The following is a 22,347-nucleotide window of genomic DNA, read 5'->3' as shown; positions in this document are numbered from 1 at the left end:
GCCCGGGAGCGCCTGTATAGCTTCGCTGATCCGCCCGATGTTCATCGCGCATTCACCGCGTTGAAGCGAGTCTCGACCCGATGCGGCACGCCGGCCTTGTACTCGCAGCTCTTTTCTTTGCCTGCGTCCAAGCGCTGGCAGCCGGAACGTCGCGCCAACCCGGCAGTGCGCATAGTCCGCATAGTGAAGGTAGCGGCCGGCTTGGGACGAACTCACACCTTAGCAGTGCTCTCCATCTCGCTGGCGCAGCGCGGGCGGTCCCGCCGGAGCACGAATGCTTTTCAGCTTCGCAGACGCGGGAGAAAATTGCGGCGCACAAGCTCGCCGAGCCGTTCAGGCTGCTGATGGGCGCTGCTCGCCGTTACGAGGCCGAGGCGCTTGGCGTTCGACTTTGCCGTCGCAAAGAACAATATATCTATGAAATCAGCCTTTTGCGGACAAATGGCCGGGTGATTCACGTTTATACCAATGCATTGACGGGCCAGATTCTCAGCGCCAAAAACGCCAAGTGAGTGTCGCCGAATGAACTGCGGTTAGGGAGAGCGGATTGCGGCTTCTGGTTGTCGAGGATGATAGGGATTTGAACCGGCAGATCGCGACCGCGCTGACGCAGGCGGGCTATGCGGTCGATCGCGCCTACGACGGCGAGGAGGGGTGGTTTCTGGGTGATACGGAGTCTTATGACGCTATCGTCCTCGACCTTGGTCTGCCGAAGAAGGATGGAATCAGCGTCCTCAAGGATTGGCGCGATGCCGGCCGTGCGATGCCGGTGCTGATTCTTACGGCGCGCGACCGCTGGAGCGACAAGGTACAGGGCTTCGATGTCGGGGCGGACGATTATGTCGCCAAGCCCTTTCACATCGAGGAGGTTCTGGCGCGAATCCGCGCTCTGTTGCGGCGCGCAACCGGCCATGCCTCAAACGAATTGACCTGCGGACCCGTGCGGCTGGACACTCGTTCAAGTCGTGTCCTCGTTGATGGCAATCAGATCAAACTGACCTCGCATGAATACCGGCTATTAGCCTATCTCATGCACCATGCTGGCAGGGTCGTCTCGCGTAGTGAACTGGTCGAACATCTCTACGATCAGGACTTCGACCGCGACTCGAATACGATCGAAGTTTTCGTTGGGCGCCTGCGAAAGAAACTCGGGATCGATATCATTCAGACGGTGCGCGGACTTGGCTATGTCGTTGCCGAGCCGGAGGCTGAGCAAGCAGGCAAAGGCGACAAGCCGGGCGCACCCGCACCCAAAACCTCCTGATGCGACGCCTCAATCCGCGACATTGGTCGATCGCGGCGCGGCTGTTCGTTTCGGCTGCGGTGCTCAGTTCGATCATTCTGGTCATCGCTGGCGCGGGTCTTTCCGCGCTCTACCGCAAATCGGCCGAGACGCGCTTTGACGAGCAGTTGGGATTTTATCTTCGCGCTCTTGTCGCCGACATCGCCTCGCCCAGCGAAGAAAACCGTCCCCAGCAATTCGAACTCGGCGAACCGCAATTCGAGATTCCGCTGTCCGGCTGGTATTGGCAGATCACCCGGCTCGACGGCAACGATCCGAATATCATTAGTTCGCGTTCGCTCTTCGCCGAGCGCCTGCCGCAGCTTGTCACCAAGGGTGTTCCAGCCGGCGTGGGCGGTGCGCGCGACGGTTATGTGAAAGGTCCTGACGAAAAAATCCTTCGCATGGTCGAACGCACCATCGATACCGGCGATGAAGGCATCTATCTCGTGCAGGTTGCGGCGACGACGGCGCCGATGGAATCCGAAGTCGAAGGCTTCGAACTCGCGTTGATCGTGACGTTTACGTTGCTCGCCGCGGCGCTTGTCGGTTCGGCGGTGCTGCAGATGCGTTACGGGCTGGAGCCCTTGCGCCGCTTGCAGGAAGGCGTCGCGTCGATCCGGCAAGGGCAGGGCGAAAAGATCGGCGGCGAGTTTCCGCAGGACATTGCACCCCTTGCCTCCGAAGTGAACCTCCTGCTCGACGCCAACCGCGAGGTCGTCGAACGCGCCCGCACCCAGGTCGGAAATCTGGCGCATGCACTGAAGACGCCACTCAGCGTCATTATCAATGAGGCGGACATCGAAAAGGGTCCGCTGTCGTCCAAGGTGCATGAGCAAGCGGCGATCATGCGCGATCAGGTGACTTATTACCTTGATCGCGCGCGGGCCGCCGTGCGTGTCGGCGCCATCGGCAATATGGCGGAGGTTGCGCCGGTGACGACGGGTCTGGTGCGCACATTCGAGAAAATCTATCGCGACCGGGGCATCAATTTCTCGGCGCAGGTCGCAGACAACATCCGTTTTCGCGGCGAGCGGCAGGATCTTGAGGAGATGATCGGCAATCTCGTCGATAACGCCGGGAAATGGGCGCGTCAGAATGTGACCATCGCCATCACGGCTTTGGCCGCCAATCCACAGGGTAAGAAATTCTTTCGCGTCGTCATCGATGATGACGGCGTCGGGCTCGCGCCGGAATTGCGCGAGGCCGCCATGCGGCGTGGCCGCCGATTGGATGAAACGCGGCCCGGATCAGGGCTGGGTCTTTCAATCGTCGCCGACCTTGCCGCTCTCTACGGCGGTGCGCTGCGGCTCGACGCGAGCCCGGCGGGCGGGCTGCGTGCAGAACTGGAATTGCCGGCGGCAGCTTGAATTTACCGTTTAAGAATGAGATGCAATAACATGATAATATACGTAAATATATTTTTTATCAGTTCAAAGTGTTCACGCCTTTGTCGGATGGAAATTCCGGCGAAAAAGGCGTACTGAGCCAGCCGGAAGAGGCACAAGGAAAATCATGCTCTGGAGTTTGTTCGCGCTTTTGACCGGCGGCGCGGTCTTCGCCGTTCTCTGGCCGCTAGCGCGGCCGGCGCGGCGCGATTCTACGGCTCCGGACGTAGCTTTCTATCAGGCGAAGCTCGAAGAGATCACGCGTGATGAAGCGCGCGCCAATATTTCTGCGGAGGAAGCCGCCGCTGCGAAGACCGAGGCGGCGCGCCAACTCCTCGCCGTCAGCGGGAAAGACCCGCACTCATCCGATACAACGGTACAAAGCCCGAAATGGCATTTGCGGGTTGCGGCCGTTATCGCGCTCGTCTTTGTTCCGGCGATCGGGTTTGGATTCTATACATATCTCGGTCATCCGACGTGGCCGGATTTGCCGCTGCAGGCGCGGCTCAACGCACCAGTCGGACGGATGGACGTCAATGCCGCCATCGCCCGGGTTGAAGCCCATCTGGCGCAGCATCCGCAGGATGGTCTTGGCTATCAGGTGCTGGCCCAAGCTCTCTTGATCACCGGGCGCGTGGGCGATGCCGTCAACGCCGCGCAGACGGCGGTTCGTCTGCGCCCCCAAAATGCCGATACGCTGACCGTCTATGGCGAAACGCTCGTCGTCGCGTCGAATGGCATCGTGACGGAAGACGCGCGTCACCAGTTCGAAAAGGCAATCGCCTCCGATCCGCACGAAGCCAAAGCCATGTTCTTCCTCGGCCTCGCGGCCTCGCAGGAAAACGATGCTGTCGCCGCGCGGAAATATTGGGGACCGCTTTTGGCATCGGCGCCACCCAATGCGCCCTGGCGGGCCGATCTCGTCGCGCGGCTCGGGCAACTTGATAAGGGTCTGCCCGCGTCGGGTCAGGCGGCGCGGATCGCGGCCATGTCTCCGGCGCAGCAACAGGCGACGATCCAGTCGATGGTCGATGGCTTGGCGGCACGCCTTGCGCAGAATGGTAACGATATTGACGGTTGGGTTCGTCTCGTTCGCGCCTATAAGGTTTTGAATGAAATCGACAAGGCGCGCGCGGCGCTGAAAACCGCCCGGCACGATTTCGATGGCGATGCCGCTGCGACAGCGCGGATCGATGCGCTGGCGCACGAGCTTGGACTTGAATCATGACCCGGAAAAAGAAGCGCGCGACGCTAATTATTGCGGCGATGGCGGTGCTAGGCACGGCCTTGGGCCTCGTGCTCTATGCGCTGCGCGACAACATCGTTTTCTTTTACGGGCCGAGCGAGATCGTCGCGAAAGACCTGCCGCCGGGCACACGGGTGCGGATCGGCGGTCTGGTCAAAAAGGGTTCTGTCGTCCACGAGGGCCAGGATGTGCGCTTCGACGTCACCGACGGCAAGCATGAGATCGCTGTGACCTATGACGGCGCTTTGCCCGATCTTTTCCGTGAAGGGCAGGGCGTTGTGGCGGAGGGTGTCCTGGCGGCGGGCGGCCTTGACGCTTCGGAAGTTCTCGCCAAGCACGATGAGCGCTATATGCCCAAAGAAGTCGTTGACGCTTTGAAGAAGTCCGGCCGCTGGCAGGAGAATGCAGATATGGGGTCGAGCCAATGATCGTCGAAACCGGCCATTTCGCGCTGATCCTGGCGCTGGCGCTCGCCTGCCTCAATGCGATCGTGCCTCTATGGGGCGTCGCGACACGCGATTCTCGCCTGATGGGTGTCGCGCCGACAGCCGCGCTTGCAGGATTTGGTTTTGTCGCTTTGTCGTATGCTGCGCTGACCTATGCGCACATCACGTCTGATTTCTCGCTCGTCAACGTCTATGAGAATTCGGCCTCGGCGAAGCCGCTGATTTATAAGATCACCGGCGTCTGGGGCAATCACGAAGGCTCGATGCTGCTCTGGGTGCTGATCCTCGCCGTCTTCGCGGCGGCGGTGGCGCTTTCGGCGCGCAGCATGCCGCAGGATCTCCATGCCGCTGTGCTCGCAGTGCAATCCTGGATCAGCGCTGCCTTCCTGCTTTTCATCCTTCTGACCTCCGATCCATTCGTGCGGATGGCCAATCCGCCGATCGAGGGCCAGGACCTTAATCCGCTGTTGCAAGACCCCGGTCTCGCCATCCATCCACCGTTGCTCTATCTCGGTTATGTCGGGCTTTCGATCACTTTTGCTTTCGCAGCGGGCGCACTGATCTGCGGCCGGATTGATGGCGTCTGGGCGCGGCTTGTGCGGCCGTGGACGTTGATTGCCTGGATATTCCTGACGCTTGGCATCGCGATGGGCTCTTATTGGGCCTATTACACGCTCGGCTGGGGCGGCTTCTGGTTCTGGGACCCAGTGGAGAACGCTTCGCTGATGCCTTGGCTCGCTGCGACCGCGCTACTCCATTCCGCGACCGTGATGGAGAAGCGCGAGGCGCTGAAAGTCTGGACGATCTTCCTCGCCATTCTCGCGTTTTCGCTCTCGTTGATCGGTACGTTCATCGTGCGCTCGGGCGTGCTCACGTCGGTGCATTCTTTCGCCAACGATCCGCAGCGCGGTGAATTCATCCTTGCGATTCTCGTGTTCTTCATCGGCGGTGCGCTGCTGCTCTTTGCTTTGCGCGCCAACACTTTGAAACCTGGCGGCTTCTTTGCGCCGGTTTCGCGCGAGGGGGCGCTCGTTCTCAACAATCTCGTGCTGACGACATGCTGCGCCACCGTGTTCGTCGGGACGCTTTACCCGTTGGCGCTGCAATCGTTTACAGGCGAGAAAATCTCGGTCGGTGCGCCGTTCTTCAATGCGACGGTCGTGCCTCTGTTTCTGCCGCTCGTCCTGTTGATGCCCGTTGGTCAAAATCTCGCGTGGAAGCGCGGCGATTTTCTCGGCGCGGCGCAGCGGCTCTATTTCGCGCTGCTCTGCGGCTTGGCGATGGTGTTGGTGCTTGCGGGCTGGCATCATAACGGTCCGCTCACATCGATCATCGTCAGTGGGCTTGGCGTCTATGTGATCGTGGGAGCCTTCGCCGAGATCGTGAGCCGCAGCTTCAGTCGCATCGCGCTGGTCAAGGGCGGCATCGCGCAAGCTTGGCGTCATGCGACGGGCCTGCCGCTTTCGACCTACGGCACGGCCCTCGCGCATGCGGGCATTGGTGTCTCTCTGCTGGGCCTCGCGGGAACAAGCTGGGGCGCCGAAAAAGTGCTCACCATGAAGCCCGGCGACAGCGCCATTGTCGGACCTTACCAATTGACGCTGACAAGCCTTGTCAGTGAGACCGGCCCGAACTTCACCGCGAAGGTCGGCCATGTCGTCATCCGTTCGGACGGACGCGAGATCGCCGCGATCAATCCGGCCGTGCGCTTCTATCCGACCCGGCAGATGAGCCGGGCCGAAGCCGGCATTAAAACGCTCAATCTCGGGCAGGTCTATGTCGGCATCAGCGACGGCGTGAAGCCGGGCACGGTCGATGCGCGCCTCTATTGGAAACCGCTCGTCACATTGATCTGGATCGGCGCCCTCGTCATGGGCTTCGGAGGCCTCCTTTCACTGAGTGATCGCCGGCTTCGGATTGGCGTCGCCCACCGCTTCCGCAAGTTCGCCGGCGCGCAGCAGGCGCCTGCCGAATGAAGTGGCTCTTACGCCTCATTGTGCTTGCGGCCCTCACATTAGGGCCGCTGATCGCGCACGCGGTTCAGCCGGCGGAAATGCTGTCCGATCCGAAACTTGAGGCGCGCGCACGGGCGATCTCCACCGGATTGCGTTGCCTCGTTTGTCAGAACGAGTCGATCGACGAATCCAATGCGACATTGGCGCATGACATCCGCGTGCTTGTCCGCGAGCGTCTGCTCGCGGGTGATAGCGACGAGCAAATTCGCAATTTTCTCGTGTCTCGCTACGGCAATTTCATTCTGCTGAAGCCGCCGTTCGAGCCCGGGACTTATCTTCTGTGGCTGACGCCGCTTATTTTGCTGCTCGCCGGCGGGGGCGCCATTTATCTCAATACGCGGCGAAAGCCGCCCCCAGCGCCAGCAAATCTAACCTCTACCGAAGCGACCAAGCTCGCGCAGATTGTCGGCCATACGGACGATCACTGAGCCTCCTGGCGAGCGAGGATTGCGGGCGTCCAGCGATGGGACTTCGCAACCTTACGAAAGTTTCATTCCCTCGAAATAGCCGCGTAAGCCGGCCGGCGTCATCTTCACGATCAGAGTCGGACGCCAGCGCTCAAGCCCGCGGCCAATCCGGCAACAGGTCGCGGAGCCGTCCGCATTTCGTTTCGAACGCCGTCAGTGGCACAGGAGAAGAAAAAATGACTCAACCGGTTTCTGAAAAGAACCCGCAATCGACGGTGGGAAAAAGACCGCGCCCGTCGCGCTTCGTCCTTCTCAGCACGGTTGCGGCGGTCGCCTTGGGCGGCGCGGTTCTGGGCAACGGCGGATTCTCGAAGGGAACCCCCGGCGCGATTTGGACGACGCCCGCAAACGCTGAAACCGGCTCTGTCGCGCCGCTTCCGGCGAATGCATTCTCCTTCGCCGATGTCGTCGATCATGTCCGCAGCGCGGTTGTTTCCATCAAGGTGAAGATTTCGGAAGTCGCCGACACCGACCAGTCCGATGAGGGAGGTCCGCAACTTTCGCCGGATGATCCGCTAGAAAAGTTTTTCCGTCGGTTCGGCGGTGAGGAAGGCCAGCCTTTCGAGTTCCATCATAACCGCCCGCATACCGAGATGGCGCAAGGCTCAGGCTTCATCATTTCGTCCGACGGTTATGTCGTGACCAACAATCACGTCGTTGACCACGCGACCGAAGTGACGATCACGATGGACGATGGCTCGACGCATCCGGCCAAGGTGATTGGCACGGATAAGCGCACCGACCTTGCACTCTTGAAGATCAAGGGCGGCGGACCGTTCAGCTACGTCAAATTCGCGTCGAAATCGCCGCGCGTCGGCGATTGGGTGATTGCGGTCGGCAATCCGTTCGGTCTCGGCGGCACAGTGACGGCCGGCATCGTTTCGGCCCGCGGCCGCGACATCAATTCCGGCCCGTATGACGACTATCTGCAAATTGATGCGCCAGTGAACCGCGGCAATTCGGGCGGCCCGACCTTCAACACGCAGGGCGACGTCGTCGGCATCAATACCGCTATTTACTCGCCATCGGGCGGGAGCGTCGGCATCGGCTTCGATATTCCGTCGGACGAGGCACGTACTGTTATCGCCGCGCTTGAGAGCAAGGGCATCGTGACGCGTGGTTGGATCGGTGTCGAAATCCAGCCTGTGACATCTGACATCGCCGACAGTCTTGGACTCAAGAGCGAGAAGGGTGCGCTGGTCGCGGACACCGAGAAGAATTCTCCGGCCGCTGCGGCCGGGATCAAGACCGGCGACGTGATCCTCAGCGTCAACGGCGAATCGGTCGATAGTCCGCGCGAACTTGCTCGCAAGATTGCGGCGCTAGGACCCAACGCCAATGCCGCGCTTCTCGTCTGGCACGATGGCTCGCAGAAATCCTTCGACGTCAAGCTCGGCACCCTGCCGAACGAGCAGGTCGCCAAGGCCGACACCGATCAGGATACCGGAACCGACAACCTCACCGCTTTCGGCCTCACCCTGGCGCCCTCTGACTCCGTCCCCGGCGCGGCCGCTGGCGGCGTCGTGGTGACCAATGTCGACCCGGATGGCACCGCCGCACAGAAAGGCTTGAAGGTCGGCGATGTGATCCTCGAAGCCGGCGGCAAAACCGTGAAGACGCCAGGCGAAGTCGCCGGCGTGCTGGGCGACGCAAAGAAGGCGGGCCGCAAGGCCGTCTTGCTGCGGGTAAAAAGCGGCGACGAAACCCATTTCGTGGCGCTCGAGCTCAGCAAGGCGTCGTGATTTCGCTTCGGCTTGCGCGCGGCGGCACCCCCGCCGCGACCGATGTTTTCCACTCCCCGCCGGGAATCGCATAAGCCCCCCGTCTGCGATGCCGGTTTCGGAGGCGGCAGGCCCGGAGTGACCTCCGGCCTGCCGTTTTTTTGCGGAATTGGCTATATGTCGTCTATGCGCATCCTGATCATTGAAGACGATACCGAAGCAGCGAACTACCTCGCCAAGGCATTGCGCGAGGCCGGACATGTCGCGGACCACGCGGCCGACGGCGTCGAGGGCTATGACAAAGCGCGCGATGGCGGTTACGACGTTCTCATCGTCGATCGCATGCTGCCGAAGCTCGATGGGCTGTCCCTGATTGGCGGCCTGCGGGCACAAAAGCTCGAAACGCCGGTGCTCATTCTCTCTGCTCTCGGGCAGGTGGACGACCGAGTGAAGGGGCTGCGCGCCGGCGGCGACGATTATTTGACGAAGCCCTACGCCTTTTCCGAATTGCTGGCGCGAATCGAGGTTCTGGCGCGGCGCAAATCGAGTGGCGCTGGCGAGGAAACAGTCTATCGCGTCGGCGGCCTTGAGCTCGACCGGCTCTCGCACAAGCTCTCACGCAATGGCAAGGAGATCATCCTTCAGCCGCGGGAATTCCGGCTGCTCGAATACCTCATGAAACACGCCGGCCAGGTCGTCACCCGCACCATGCTTCTTGAAAATGTCTGGGATTATCATTTCGATCCGCAGACCAATGTGATCGACGTGCATATTTCGCGGCTGCGCGCCAAGATCGACAAAGGCTTCGAGCCTCAGCTTCTGCAAACGATCCGCGGCGCGGGATATATGATCCGTGACGCCCATCGCTAAACTTCTGAAGTCGACGGCGTTCAAGATTTCGCTCGTCTATATGCTTGTCACCGCGGTCGGAACGGGGCTTGTTCTTGGCCGCGTCGGCTGGAACGTCACGCATCTCATCGATGCGCAGATTCGCCAAACCGTCGATACCGATATCACCGGCCTCTCCGAACAATATTCGGAAGGCGGCATTGCGCAGCTCGTCACCGCCGTCGAGCGGCGCACGCGTCAGCCGAGTGCGGGGCTTTATCTTGTGACGACGCAGGCTGGCGAGCCCATCGTCGGCAATATTTCTTCGTTGCCAGAAGGGGTTTTGTCGCAACCCGGCGTTGTCGTGACCGATTATCTGCGCTCTGGCGATACGGCCGGGCGCCATCGCGCCATCGCGCGAATCTTTTTGTTGCCCGGCGGCTTTCGCCTGCTCGTTGGTCACGACATTGAAGAAGGCATGCGGCTCCGCCGTATCTTCGTCGGTGCTCTGATCACCTCTCTCATCTGGCTCGTCATCATCGGGATGATTGGCGGCCTCTGGATCGCCCGCCGCGTGCTGCACCGCGTTGACCGTATCAACGACAAGGCGCGTGCAATTGTCGGCGGCGACCTCTCCGCACGCTTGCCGCTCGCGGGGACTGGTGACGAGCTCGACCGTCTTGTCGATAATTTGAACTCGATGCTGGATCGGATCGCGCTTCTTGTCGTTGGATTGCGTGAAGTCTCCGATAATATCGCGCATGATCTGAAGACACCGCTGACACGGTTGCGCAGCCGGGCCGAGCAGGCGCTGCAATTCGGCAAATCGCCGGAAGACTATCGGGTGGCCCTCGAAAAGGTCATCGAGGAATCGGATTCGTTGATCCGTATTTTCAACGCGTTGCTGATGATTGCCCGTGCAGAGGCCGGGGCGGGACCCGAGAGCCTTGTCGATTTCGATGCCGCGGATGTGGCACGGGACGTCGGCGAGCTTTACGAGCCTGCGGCCGAAGAGCGTGGCTTGACCCTGAGCGTGACGGCCGAGCCGGGACTGATGCTTTACGGGAGCCGCGAACTTGTCGGGCAGGCGGTCGCCAATCTCGTCGATAATGCGCTGAAATACGGCACGCCGGGCGATGGCGCAGAAGGCGGGGTCAGCATTTCGGCGAAACGCCAGGGCCAGATGATTGAAATCAGCGTTGGGGACCGCGGCCCGGGAATTGCGCCGATCGACCGTGAGCGGGTGCAGGAACGGTTTGTGCGTCTTGAGAATTCCCGGTCGCGGCCGGGTTCCGGTCTCGGGCTGTCGCTGACGGCAGCCGTCGCGCGGCTGCATAAGGGAACGTTGCGGTTTGAGGATAATGCGCCTGGGCTCAAGGCTGTCCTGTCATTGCCGGCAGCGTTGGCTATGCCGCCAAAACTCCCCGCGATTGCGCCGCGCGGAGAAGCGGCCTGACGCCGGGAAGGCGGACGGCCATGCCGGCTGAACTTTTGCCTCTCTATGAGCGGCTGGTGAAAGCCCCCGCATTGAGCGATTCCGTTGTCGCGGAGGCCCGGCTGGCGCCGCTTTGTTCCAGCAGCACCGCGGTCGCGACTTTGGCGGACGTGCCCGCTATCGCAGCGCTTCTCAAAGGTATTGCCGATCATTCGCCTTATCTCTGGAAGCTCGCGGCCGCCGAACCAGGGCGGCTCGCACGGCTTTTGACGGCCGCGCCGGAAACGAGCCTTGCGGATTGCCTGACCGATCTCCGCGAAGCTTTGAAGGGCGTAAACGAAGCGGATGCTATGCGCCTTTTGCGGCGCGCCAAGCAGGACGTTGCACTTCTCGTCGCGCTCGCCGACCTCGGCGGTGTCTGGACGCCCCAGGACGTGATGAATGCGCTGACGCAGGCGGCTGATGTTTTTGTTGCCGGTGCTCTCGATTTCATCCTGCGCGACGAGCATGCGGCCGGGCGGCTTTATCTGGTCGATCCATCACACCCTGCGGAAAATTGCGGCGCAATTGTTCTCGCGCTCGGCAAGCACGGCGGCGGCGAACTGAATTATTCAAGCGACACCGATCTGATCATCTTCTTCGATCCAGCCAGCGCGACGGCACAACATCTGAGTGAGCCCGTATCCACCTTCGTGCGGATGGCGCGCCGGCTCGTCAAAATTTTGCAGGAGCGGACTGCGGACGGCTATGTGTTGCGCGTCGATCTTCGGCTGCGTCCGGATCCGGCTTCGACGGCGATCGCGATTTCGACGCCCGCGGCTTTTTTCTATTACGAGTCCTTCGGGCAGAATTGGGAACGGGCCGCGATGATCAAGGCGCGCCCCATCGCCGGCGATCTCAAACTCGGCACAGCGTTTCTCGAACAGCTGACGCCCTTTGTTTGGCGGCGGTATTTCGATTATGCCGCAATCGCCGACATTCATGCAATGAAGCGGCAAATCCATGCCGTCCGCGGCCATGCCGAGATTGCCGTCGCGGGGCACGATCTCAAATTGGGGCGCGGGGGGATTCGCGAGATCGAATTCTTTGTCCAGACCCAGCAATTGATCTACGGCGGACGGCGGCCGAATCTGCGCGGCCGGGCAACGCTGCCGATGCTCGCCCAATTGCACGAACAAGGCCTCGTCAGTCTTGAGGCGCGCGACGAGCTCGAAGCGGCCTATCTGTTTTTGCGAGAGCTGGAACACCGCCTGCAAATGATAGGCGACGAGCAAACGCAACGTCTGCCGGCCGATCAGCAAGAGCTGGAGCACTTTGCGAATTTCTGTGGCTATCCGGGGACAACGTCTTTCGCCGCCGATCTGACGCATCATTTCGAGCGCGTCGCGGAACATTACGCGCGGCTGTTTGAAGCCGCGCCGGCACTTTCCGGCACGACGGGCAATCTGGTCTTCACGGGCGTCAGCGACGACCCGGGAACCTTGGAGACATTGCGCGGGCTCGGTTTCAAGCGCCCGGAATTGGCGGCGGAAACGATCCGCGGCTGGCATTTTGGCCGCCGGGCGGGCGTCGCTTCGGAGCGCGCACGCGAGGTTTTGACGGAACTCGTTCCAGCATTGCTGGATGCTTTCGCCCATACGGCCGATCCGGACGCCGCGCTCGCCGCTTTCGATCAAGCCCTGGCGCAACGCATCGCGGCTGTCGAACTTCTCTCAATTTTGAGATCGAACGGAAATCTGCGAAATTTATTTGCCGATCTCCTCGGCAGTGCGCCGAGGCTCGCCGATATCATCATCCGGCGGCCGCATGTGCTCGATTCCATGATCGACCGGCATCTGCTGACCGCGAAACTGGACGAGGTCGAATTCGCTCAACGCCTCTCGCGCGTATTGGCGGCGGCCGCCGCGGCGGAAGATGTGCTTGATGGCTTACGGGATTTCCGCCAGGAGGAATCTTTTCTTATCGGCCTGCGACTTTTGACGGCCGATCTGACGCCGCGCGAAGCGGGCGCAGCCCATTCGGCGCTGGCCGCCGCGATCGTGCGCGCTATGCTCGCGCATATGACCAGTGAGTTCGAAGCGCGTTTCGGCAACGTCCCAGGTGGACGTTGCGTCATTCTAGGCATGGGTAAGCTCGGCTCGCACGAAATGACCGCGGCGTCAGATCTCGACCTGATCGTGATCTACGATTTTGACGCGGCGCATCCCGACTCCGATGGCGCCACGCCGTTGCACGCGACCAATTACTATACGCGGCTGTCGCAACGTCTTATCTCCGGTCTCACGGTCGCGACGCGGCGCGGTGGGCTTTACGATGTCGACATGCGCCTACGGCCATCGGGGCGACAGGGGCCTCTCGCGGCGCAGTTCGAGAGCTTCCTTACATATCAAAAGACCGAAGCCGAGACGTGGGAGCATATGGCGTTGACCCGCGCCCGTGTCATCGCCGGCGATGTATCGCTCGCTATTGAGGCCGAAACCGCGCTGCGGAAGATATTGACGATGCCACCGCGCGCGAACTTGCGCAAAGACGTCCGCGACATGCGCCGCCTGATCGCCAAGGAGAAGGGCGAAAAAGATCCGCTTGATTTGAAATATGCGGCTGGCGGCCAGGTCGATCTCGATTTTCTCGCGCAATATCTTTGTCTGAAACATGCACATGCGGCCCCAACGCTCCCCACGGGCGCACCGGCGGATATTTTTGCGCGCGCGCAATCGCTAGGCTTTTTAGCGGTCGCGGATGCGACGAGTCTTTTGGCGGCCAATCAGCTTTACGCGCACGTCACACAAGTGCTCCGCGCGATTCTCGAAGGCAATGTTCGATTGGCGCAGGCGGGCGATGCCGTGAGACGACGCCTCGCGACGGCGCTGAACCTGCCGAGCTTCGGCCAGCTTGAGGCGGAGCTTTTGGAAACCGAAGCGCGGGTAGGCGCAATCTTCAATACGGTCGTCGGCTGACTTGTATTTCTGGCCGCGATATTGCGCGCCCAGCCACATGCGGCTGGACGCTGGTCAGCGGGCGCCGGGCCGCCGGCTTGGACGCGACAGCGAAGGCGGGTTTTTCGATGGGAAGATGGACCTGCACGATCGTGCCGTGGCCCGGAGTCGAGCGGATGCGGATCGACCCGCCATGCAACGCGACGAGCGAGCGGGCGATGGCGAGACCGAGGCCCGCGCCCTTCATGCCGTTGGCGAGCGGTGCATTCCATTGCTCGAACGGCCGGCCAAGCCTTTCCAAAGCCGCCGGCGCTATACCCACCCCGTTGTCCTCGACATAGACATTCAAAGCGCCATTGACGTGACGCGCGCGAATATTCACGCTCCCATGTTCGGGCGTGAATTTCACCGCGTTATGCAAGAGCGCGGCGATAACCCGTTCGAGGGCCGCGGAATCGGCATGAAGTCTGGCGGTGGCCGCGATCTGGCTTGTCAGCGCAATCGACTTCTCGCGTGCTGCCGCTTCGATGCCTTGCAGCGCGGCGGACACGATCGTGCCGATTGCGACCTCGGCTTTCTGCAATTTGACACGCCCGGCATCGAGCCGCGACATTTCAAGCACATCTGAAATCAGTGCCAGCAATTGCTGACCGCTGCTTTGGATATCCTTGGAATAATCGAGATAGCGCGCGGGCAGGGCGCCGAAGACTTCGCCGATCATCATGTCCGAGAACCCGATGATCGCATTAAGCGGCGTACGCAGTTCGTGGCTCATGTTGGCAAGAAACTCGGATTTCGCTCGGCTTGCGGATTCGGCCTCGGCTTTTTGTTCGAGATATTTCTCGGCAAGTTCTGCAAGCTGCTGCGCCTGATGCTCGAGCGTCTGACGTGACTTGTGCAAATCCGCGACCGTTGCGGTGAGGCGCCGCTCGGAGTCGAGCAATTGGCTTTCGTGCCGCTTGAGGGCGGTGATGTCGGTGCCGATCGAAACGTAGCCGCCATCCTTGGTGCGGCGTTCATCGATCTGCAGCCACCGGCCGTCACCGAGTTGCGCTTCGTAAGTCCGCGCGCCGATAGAGGGTCGTTCGCCGAGGGCGAATTGCGATTGAACCAGCGGCGACGTTCCTTGCGCCATCACCTGTTGATAAGGCTGCCCGCTGATGACGGCGGTGTCGGGAAGATTGTGAAATCGCTGGAACTTGGAATTGCACATGACCAGCCGATTTTCTCTGTCCCAAAGAACAAAGGCTTCGGAGACGGTTTCCAGTGCATCCCGCAGCCGCATATTTGCCGTGGCTGTCCGTTCGGCGAGAATCTTTTGCTCTGATGTATCGACGGCGATGCCGACGAGATGCGCGGCTTCGCCTGGCCCCTCACGTACGATTTCGGCGCGCGCCCGCAGCCAGATCCAATGGCCCTTGGCGTGTCGCATCCGGAACGAATGATCGATGGCTTTGGCCTGTGAGTCCGCGAGCATTTCAGCGACATGGGCGAGATCGCCGTCGTGCGGATGAACCAGCGCATTGATCTCGCCAAAGGAAAGAAAGGCCCGCTCCGGCTTCAGGCCAAGCATGTCGTACATCGAATCCGACCAATAGACATGGCCGCGGGCGAGATCCCAATCCCAAAGTCCGCAGCGGCCGCGATTGAGGGCGGTATCGATCCTGTCGCGAATGCGGTTGCAGAAAATATCGGCCTTACGCGCCCGCGCCGCTTGCCAAAAGTACGCCACAGCGACGGACAGAAGCACAACGATCGTGGCCAAGAATGCCGCCGCCATCCGCAGGATGCCGTCGCGCCAGTCAGCCAGCACGGCGCTGATCGGATGCACGAAGGCAATCTGACCGTACGGCGCTCGCAAAGTCCGCACAATCGCCAGGGCATCCGTGCCGTCATCAAGACGGACGCGCAGAACACCGCCGCGTTCGGCCAGACTCGTCAACAACCGTCCGCTGCCGAGACAATCGGCCAGTGCGCCGCCATGGTGAAGCGCCTTCGGCAGTGCCGCGACAATGTTGCCCTTGTTATTGCTGATGAAGATGCGGCGGCCGCGCATGAGGGCACGGGCGGGGAGGGCGTGTAGCAACGCCACACTGGGATCGCGATCCGACGCTTTGGCGAGACCGACGAGGTCGTTCGCCGTCGCGGCGGCGACGAGTTCGAGATCATCTACTGCCGCGGCGATGGCGCGGTCGTGCGCGTCGAGAAGGATGATGATGAGTGTTGCGCTTAGCGCGGCGACGAAGAGGCCGACGAGCGCCGGAACAGCCAATCTGAGCCAGGGCTCAAACTGAAGATAGGTTTGATCGGAGGCCTTCAGGCGAGAGGCCTTTGGCTGCCTGGCGTAAGACAGATCAGCGCGTGCCAACAGGCCCGCTGCATCCGCACGGATCATCGTGGAGCCCCCTCGAAACGATCCGAAGTCGATGTGCCGCATCTCTTCGAATCCGACACATCTGAATCCGAGAGCGGTGATTTGTCCAGAGATTAATGAATCCTGAAAAGAAAATTGATTAGGTCAGGCGAGCGAGCGCTCGACGATATCCTTGACGTCTGCCGACAGACGCCCGTGTGATGCAACGCGACGCAACGCATTTTCCGCCAGTAAACGCCGATGCGCCTCAAGCGCCCGCCAGCTTTTGAAAGCCCCCAGAAGCCGCGCCGCGACCTGCGGATTTTTCTCATCGAGCTGCAAGACTATCGACGTCACGAACTCGTAGCCGCTGCCATCCGGCGCATTGAATTGCGTCTGATTACCAGCCGCGAAGGCGCCGATTAAGGCACGGGTGCGATTGGGATTTCCGATCGAAAAGCCGGGATGCTGCATCAGATTTTTGACGCGGGCGAGTGTGCCGGATTCAGGGATGGCCGCTTGCAAGGCGAACCACTTGTCGATGGCGAGCGGCTCGTTCCGGTAAGTCTCGTAATAGGCTTGCAGGGCCGCTTCACGCGCTGCGCCGGGTTGGAGCGCCATGATGTTGAGCGCGGTGATTTTGTCGGTCATGAAGCGTGCGCGTGCGAACTGTGTTTCGGCGAGCGTAACCCCCTCGGGATTTGCGGCTGCGTAAAGATCGAGTGCTGCATTGCGCAAAGCGCGGCGCCCGGCTGCGGCCGAATCGGGCGAATAGGCGCCGTCATCGGCGAGAGAATCATAGATCGCGCGGAGTTCCGCGGTGAGGCTGCTACCGATCGCTTGGCGCAACGCTTTTCGCGCCACGAAGATCGCATCGGGGTCGACGTGGTTGCCGATCTCGCGGGCAATGTCGGCCTCGCCCGGCAACGTCACGACTTGCGCGGCGAACGCAGGGTCGGCAGCGCTCGTCTTCAGAACATGGCGCAAGGCTTCAATGAAACGCGCGTCCGAGACCGGTCCATCCCCAGCGCGAACCTGCTCGACTGAGCGCAGAAGCAGCCGTGTCGCATAGGTCTGCGAAGCCTGCCAGCGGTTGAAGCTGTCGCCGTCATGCGCCGTCTGCGCGATGAGGTCTTCTTCGCTTGCGGCATAGGCGAGGCTCACCGGCGCGGAAAAGCCGCGCAGCAACGAGACGACAGGCTGTTCCGACAGCGCGTGGAAAACAACACGCCGCTGCGGCGTCGTCAGTTCGATCAAGCCTCCGACAAGTTCATCGGCGCTCGCCCCGTCTTGCGGCCCCGTCACGAGGTCGAAGATTTTACCGTCACGGCTCAAGAGGCCAAGTTCGATCGGGATGACGAACGGCAGCTTTTGGTCTTGGCCCGGCGTCGGCTTGCTGCTTTGCGCGAGATCGAGGGTCAACGCCTGCGTCGCTGGATCGTAATTGGCGGCCACTTCGACGAGCGGCGTACCGGCCTGCGTGTACCAACGGAAGAACTGCGTCAGATCGCGGCCTGAAACTTCGGCGAAACAGGCAATGAACTGTTCGACCGTCGCCGCCGTCCCATCATAACGCGCAAAGTATAGGTCCATCCCGGCGCGAAACTTTTCCGCGCCGATCAACACCTTCAACATGCGGATGATTTCGGCACCCTTTTCGTAAACCGTCGCCGTGTAGAAATTATTGATCTCATAATAGGTTTCGGGCCGGACGTTATGCGCGAGCGGGCCAGCATCCTCGGGGAATTGCTGCGCCCGCAAGGTTCGTACATCGGCGATGCGGCGCACCGCGCGCGAGCGCATGTCGGCCGAGAATTCATGGTCGCGGAAGACCGTGAGGCCTTCTTTCAGACAAAGCTGAAACCAGTCGCGGCAGGTGATCCGGTTGCCGGTCCAGTTATGGAAATATTCGTGGGCGATGACGGCTTCGATCTGCGCATAATCGCCGTCGGTCGCGGTCTCGGGCGAGGCCAGGACGTATTTATCGTTGAAGACGTTGAGGCCTTTGTTCTCCATCGCGCCCATGTTGAAGTCGGACACCGCGACGATATTGAAGACGTCGAGATCATATTCGCGGCCGAATGCTTCCTCGTCCCAGCGCATCGAGCGTTTCAGCGCGTCCATCGCATAGGTGGCGCTGGCTTCCTTGCCGTGCTCGACGTAGATGCCGAGTTTCACTTCGCGGCCAGACGCCGTGACGAATGTGTCGTGGATCGCGCCGAGATCGCCGCCCACCGCCGCAAAGAGGTAGCAGGGCTTGGGAAACGGGTCGTGCCAAACGGCAAAATGGCGCGTCGTGCCTTCGATCGCGCTCGCGGCGGTCATGTTGCCGTTCGAGAGCAACACCGGCGCCTCGCTTATTTCAGCCTCAAGCCGCACCGAATAGACGCTCAGCACGTCGGGCCGGTCGAGGAAATAGGTGATACGGCGAAAGCCCTCCGCCTCGCACTGGCTGCAATAGGCCAACCCGGTGCGATAAAGCCCCATGAGCTGCGTATTGGCGGAAGGGTTTAGCTCGGTCTCGATCTCGAGCGTGAACGGCTCGTCCGGCGGCGACGCGATGGTCAGCCGGTCGGGCGTCACGAAATTGGCATTGGTGTCGAGACCGGCGCCGTCGAGCACCAAACGCTTGATCTTCAACCCGTCACCGTCGAGCACGAGATCCGCACCCGCGTTGCCCTTCGGATTGGGCCTTATGCTGAGCCGGGAGACGACGCGCGTTGCGTGCTGGTCAAGCCGAATGTCGAGGTCTACGCGGTCGATCAGATAGTCCGGTGCGCGATAGTCCGCGAGGCGGATCGGTTGGGCGACATCGGTACGCATCTGGGCCTCGCAGCGGGACGGAATCTCAACGTTGTGAGGATCATAGAGATTCCGATGCGGGGCGCAAACGTGCGACGGTCAACCAGATTTTGCCTCGGCGCCGATGATGGCGCGGCGGATATAGATGGCGGCCGCGACATTGCCGAGACCAAGAAACGCCAGCAGCGCAGGCTCGCCGAGGCTAAAGAAACGGCTTTGCAGCCATGCGGTCAAAAGCGAGCCCGCGACCATGAACAAGGCGTTCTGAATGTTCACCGCCGCGACCGTGCGCGCGCGTTTATCTGGCGCCGCGCGCGCCTGGATCGCGGAGAACAACGGCACGACAAAGAGACCACCTGCCGCCGCCAAGCCAAAAACTTCCACAGCGATCATCAGGCCTCGTGCGGTTGCGAAAAAGCTACCGAGACTTGCATCGCTGGCGTGCGGGGCAGGGATGCCGCGCGTGGACAAAGCCAAGGCGAGGAGAAAGACGGCCATGCCGATGGCGGCTGCGGGCGCCGGTGCAAGACTGATGCGGCCTCTTGCGAGCAGCGCCGCCGCGATCGATCCCGCGCCGATGCCAAAGGCGAAGAAGCCGCTGATCGCGGCTTCGACCGCGATGCCGCCGCTGGTCGCGTTACGGACCGCCACCGGCACCAGCGATAGCGCGACGGCGCCGGTCAGCCAGAACCACGAGACCGCCAGCCCGGGCCGCCAGAGCTTCGGCTCAGCATGTAATTCGCGAAGAAGCTCGACTGTCGAAGCCAGAATATTGCGGTGGACCGGCAAACCCAGCGCTGCGGCGCCTTTGCGCGGTATGAAAAGGCTTGTCGCATAGGCCGCGAGAGCGACAAGCATCAATTGGCCAACGATGAGGCCCGGCGCGAGAGCTTTGTCCGCCGCGAGCGCGCCGGCGACGAGGCCAAGGAGGATCGCGAGAAAGGTCGCGGCCTCGACCAGAGCGTTACCCGCGGGCAATTCCCGCGTTTCCAGATTCTCTGGCAGAAACCCGTATTTCACCGGCCCGAAGAGGGCCGCGATTGTTCCGAGTCCGCAGAGCGCAACATAAAGAAGCGGCAACGAGCCAAACCACACGCCCGCCGCCGCGATGGCCTGCACGAAGATCTCGCCGATCTTCAGTCGACGTGCGACCAGCGCCTTATCATGAGCGTCCGCTAACTCACCGGCGAGTCCCGAGAGGAATACCGATGGCAGGATGAAAACACCGATAGCCAGCGTGATCAGCGCGCCGGCATTCTCTCGGCCGAGCCTGAACAGGATCAGCGTCGCCAGAAGATTGCGAACGAAATTGTCGTTGAAGGCCGAAAGGAACTGGCACCAGAACAGGCCCGCAAATCGCTGGCTGCGGAGGAGGGAAAGGAACATGCGGTCTTAGCGCAAAGGTTCGGCGTGGCCAACGAGCCGCGCGATCGCCGGAAATTCTTCGCGCACTTTATGTTCGAGCGCATCGACTGCCTGGTGAACCACGGCGACGCTGGTACGCGGATCGGCGCGGCAATGATAGTTCACGACGAGCCCTGATGCCGTCTTGCGAGCCCGGACGTTGTGAATATCTTCGATGCCGCCGCTCGCCGCGGCAGACAGTGCAGCGGCAATCGCGTCGCGTGTGTCTTCCGGTGCATCTTCGCCGGCGAGTTCGTGTGGCTCGAGCGGTTCTATATGCGTATCGATCTCGACGTCCGAACCTAGCTCCTTGCGAGCCTCGGCCTCCAGGCCTGAGGCGATGCTATGCGCCTGGCCGAGTGGCATCGTGCCATCGACTTCTATGTCGCAGGATAGGGCGATCTTGCCGCAGACCTGCTGGACGATGACGTGATGGATGGCGACATGCCGTTTCGCCGCGATGAGCAGCAGCCGTTCGACAACGCTCTCGTCGTCGAGCGCGACCGGCGTTGTTTCAACCGTCAATTCCACATCAGGATGCGTTGCGGCGATGGCGGCGCTGACATTACCCTTGATGGCCGTCACGCCGTCCTGCGGCAATGTGCGGGGCACGCGGATTGCAATATCGCCGAGCACGTTGGCGCCGACCGGACGCAGCCGCAGGCTGTCGACACCGATGACGCCGGGGACGCGCAGCGCCGCCGCGCTGATACTTTCGGTGAGGCCGGGCGGCGCGGCATCGGTCAAGGCATTTATGGTGCGTCTGGCAAGATTGAAACCGGCGATACCGATAAACACGGCGACCCCAAGGGCGCCGATCGAATCGCCCTGCCAAAAACCGAAATGCACGGCAAGAAGTCCAAGCAGAGCAAACGTCGACGCGACGATGTCACTTGCGAAATTCAGAGCGTCGGCCGCAAGGGCCTCGCTTCTGGTCTCTTTGGCGATCTTGTTAAGTGAGTACCAACGCGAAATATCGACGATAATCGAGACGATCAGAACCCCGAAGGCTAAGGTGCCAGGAACGACATTGACGTATCCAGTCATGAGCCGATTGACGGCGGTCGCGAAAATATAGACCGCCAGCCCCAGCAAAAATCCCGTCTGGGCCAAAGCTGCGAGCGTCTCGACCTTCGCATGCCCATAATGGTGCGTGTCGTCAGCCGGCTTGTTCGCAATGCGAATGGCGACGAAGCTGAAACAAACGATGGCGATATCGCCAATGTTGTTGGCAGCTTCCGACAGCAAGGCAAGCGAGCCTGACATAAGGCCGGCGACAAGCTTGCCGACGGCAAGAAGAGTTTTCACGCCAACTGAAACGAGGGCGGCCCGCTCTTTTATGTCGTTATTTTCGATCACGAGCGTCTTCCGCGAAAGCTATTTCATCTCTGATGGCGGCATATTCGGCGACCGCGAGCGGCACGCTAGCCGCGATAGGGGCAGGCGCAGCTCTTTCCTTGATGCGTTGAGCCTGATCCATTGCGCGTCCGGCGCCTAATGAGAGATAAAGCCGCGGCGGCGGGCGGGTTCTAGCAGCCTCGACCCGCGAACGGCAAGGCTTCCAGCCATCAGCAGGTGCGCAAATGGAATATCTCCACACCATGGTTCGTGTCACGGACCTCGACCAGTCTCTCGATTTTTATTGCGGCAAGTTCGGCCTTGTCGAAATGAACCGCATCGTTAACGAGAAAGGCCGCTTCACTCTGGTCTATCTCGCCGCACCCGACGACGCGGAGGCGGCCAAGGCAACCAAGCGGCCGCTCATCGAACTCACCTATAATTGGGATCCGGAAACTTACACAGGCGGACGCAATTTTGGCCATCTCGCGTTTGCGGTCGATGATATCTATGCGACCTGCGAAAAATTGCAGAAAGCGGGCGTGACGATCAATCGGCCGCCGCGCGACGGATACATGGCCTTTATCCGTTCACCGGATGATATCTCGATCGAACTCTTGCAAAAAGGCGGCGCGAAGCCCGCACAAGAGCCGTGGCAGTCCATGTCCAACACGGGCGTCTGGTAG

16 protein-coding genes are annotated in these 22,347 nt (G+C 61.2%); 12 read left to right on the top strand and 4 right to left on the bottom strand.

What is annotated here, in order from left to right:
- Positions 1–80 precede the first annotated feature (80 nt).
- The 11 genes from WDN02_RS15730 (at position 81) to WDN02_RS15680 (ending at position 13,785) form a co-directional block, all read left to right on the top strand.
- Positions 81–512 (top strand): PepSY domain-containing protein, encoded by a 432-nt coding sequence (locus WDN02_RS15730; protein ID WP_337294382.1) that lies wholly within the window; start codon positions 81–83, stop codon positions 510–512.
- A 35-nt stretch (positions 513–547) separates the two neighbouring features.
- Positions 548–1,264: a response regulator transcription factor gene (locus WDN02_RS15725; RefSeq protein ID WP_337294381.1), complete on the top strand. Its 717-nt coding sequence runs from the start codon at positions 548–550 to the stop codon at positions 1,262–1,264.
- Entirely contained in the window at positions 1,264–2,652 is a 1,389-nt protein-coding gene (locus WDN02_RS15720) for an ATP-binding protein (RefSeq protein WP_337294380.1), read from the top strand. The genes WDN02_RS15725 and WDN02_RS15720 overlap by 1 nt, the downstream gene beginning before the upstream one ends.
- A 145-nt stretch (positions 2,653–2,797) precedes the next feature.
- The gene (gene ccmI, locus WDN02_RS15715) at positions 2,798–3,898 is read left to right on the top strand and encodes a c-type cytochrome biogenesis protein CcmI (RefSeq protein ID WP_337294379.1); all 1,101 of its coding nucleotides are present in this window, start codon (positions 2,798–2,800) and stop codon (positions 3,896–3,898) included.
- The gene (gene ccmE, locus WDN02_RS15710; protein ID WP_337294378.1) at positions 3,895–4,344 is read left to right on the top strand and encodes a cytochrome c maturation protein CcmE; all 450 of its coding nucleotides are present in this window, start codon (positions 3,895–3,897) and stop codon (positions 4,342–4,344) included. Before ccmI ends, ccmE begins: the two co-directional genes overlap by 4 nt.
- The gene (locus tag WDN02_RS15705; protein ID WP_337294377.1) at positions 4,341–6,338 is read left to right on the top strand and encodes a heme lyase CcmF/NrfE family subunit; all 1,998 of its coding nucleotides are present in this window, start codon (positions 4,341–4,343) and stop codon (positions 6,336–6,338) included. The genes ccmE and WDN02_RS15705 overlap by 4 nt, the downstream gene beginning before the upstream one ends.
- Positions 6,335–6,805: a cytochrome c-type biogenesis protein gene (locus WDN02_RS15700; protein ID WP_337294376.1), complete on the top strand. Its 471-nt coding sequence runs from the start codon at positions 6,335–6,337 to the stop codon at positions 6,803–6,805. Before WDN02_RS15705 ends, WDN02_RS15700 begins: the two co-directional genes overlap by 4 nt.
- Positions 6,806–7,020: 215 nt before the next feature.
- On the top strand, positions 7,021–8,586 hold the full coding sequence (locus WDN02_RS15695) for a Do family serine endopeptidase (protein WP_337294375.1): 1,566 nt from the start codon (positions 7,021–7,023) through the stop codon (positions 8,584–8,586).
- Between the two features lie 165 nt (positions 8,587–8,751).
- Positions 8,752–9,435 carry a response regulator transcription factor gene (locus WDN02_RS15690; RefSeq protein ID WP_337294965.1) on the top strand — a complete coding sequence of 228 codons (684 nt, stop codon included), beginning with the start codon at positions 8,752–8,754 and terminating at the stop codon, positions 9,433–9,435.
- On the top strand, positions 9,419–10,849 hold the full coding sequence (locus WDN02_RS15685) for an ATP-binding protein (protein ID WP_337294374.1): 1,431 nt from the start codon (positions 9,419–9,421) through the stop codon (positions 10,847–10,849). The genes WDN02_RS15690 and WDN02_RS15685 overlap by 17 nt, the downstream gene beginning before the upstream one ends.
- Before the next feature lie 20 nt (positions 10,850–10,869).
- Positions 10,870–13,785 (top strand): bifunctional [glutamine synthetase] adenylyltransferase/[glutamine synthetase]-adenylyl-L-tyrosine phosphorylase, encoded by a 2,916-nt coding sequence (locus WDN02_RS15680; RefSeq protein ID WP_337294373.1) that lies wholly within the window; start codon positions 10,870–10,872, stop codon positions 13,783–13,785.
- Here WDN02_RS15680 and WDN02_RS15675 read toward each other — a convergent pair.
- The 4 genes from WDN02_RS15675 to WDN02_RS15660 all read right to left on the bottom strand — a co-directional run bounded on the left by WDN02_RS15675 (position 13,766) and on the right by WDN02_RS15660 (position 21,682).
- Complete coding sequence (locus WDN02_RS15675; protein WP_337294372.1) at positions 13,766–16,159, bottom strand: ATP-binding protein; 2,394 nt, start codon at positions 16,157–16,159, stop codon at positions 13,766–13,768. The genes WDN02_RS15680 and WDN02_RS15675 overlap by 20 nt on opposite strands.
- 123 nt (positions 16,160–16,282) lie before the next feature.
- Positions 16,283–18,940, bottom strand: a complete 2,658-nt coding sequence (gene pepN, locus WDN02_RS15670; RefSeq protein WP_337294371.1) for an aminopeptidase N — start codon at positions 18,938–18,940, stop codon at positions 16,283–16,285.
- A gap of 78 nt (positions 18,941–19,018) precedes the next feature.
- Positions 19,019–20,305, bottom strand: coding sequence for an MFS transporter (locus WDN02_RS15665; protein ID WP_337294370.1), 1,287 nt, complete (start codon positions 20,303–20,305; stop codon positions 19,019–19,021).
- A 6-nt stretch (positions 20,306–20,311) separates the two neighbouring features.
- Positions 20,312–21,682, bottom strand: coding sequence for a cation diffusion facilitator family transporter (locus WDN02_RS15660; RefSeq protein ID WP_337294369.1), 1,371 nt, complete (start codon positions 21,680–21,682; stop codon positions 20,312–20,314).
- Between the two features lie 224 nt (positions 21,683–21,906).
- Between WDN02_RS15660 and WDN02_RS15655 the strand changes: the two genes are divergently transcribed.
- A complete protein-coding gene (locus WDN02_RS15655; protein ID WP_337294368.1) occupies positions 21,907–22,347 on the top strand; it encodes a VOC family protein in 441 nt (146 codons plus the stop codon).

It is taken from the genome of Methylovirgula sp., from assembly GCF_037200945.1.
GTDB lineage: Bacteria > Pseudomonadota > Alphaproteobacteria > Rhizobiales > Beijerinckiaceae > Methylovirgula.
The sequence above is the reverse complement of the archived record's forward strand: the minus strand, read 5'-3'. Positions and strand labels throughout refer to the sequence as shown.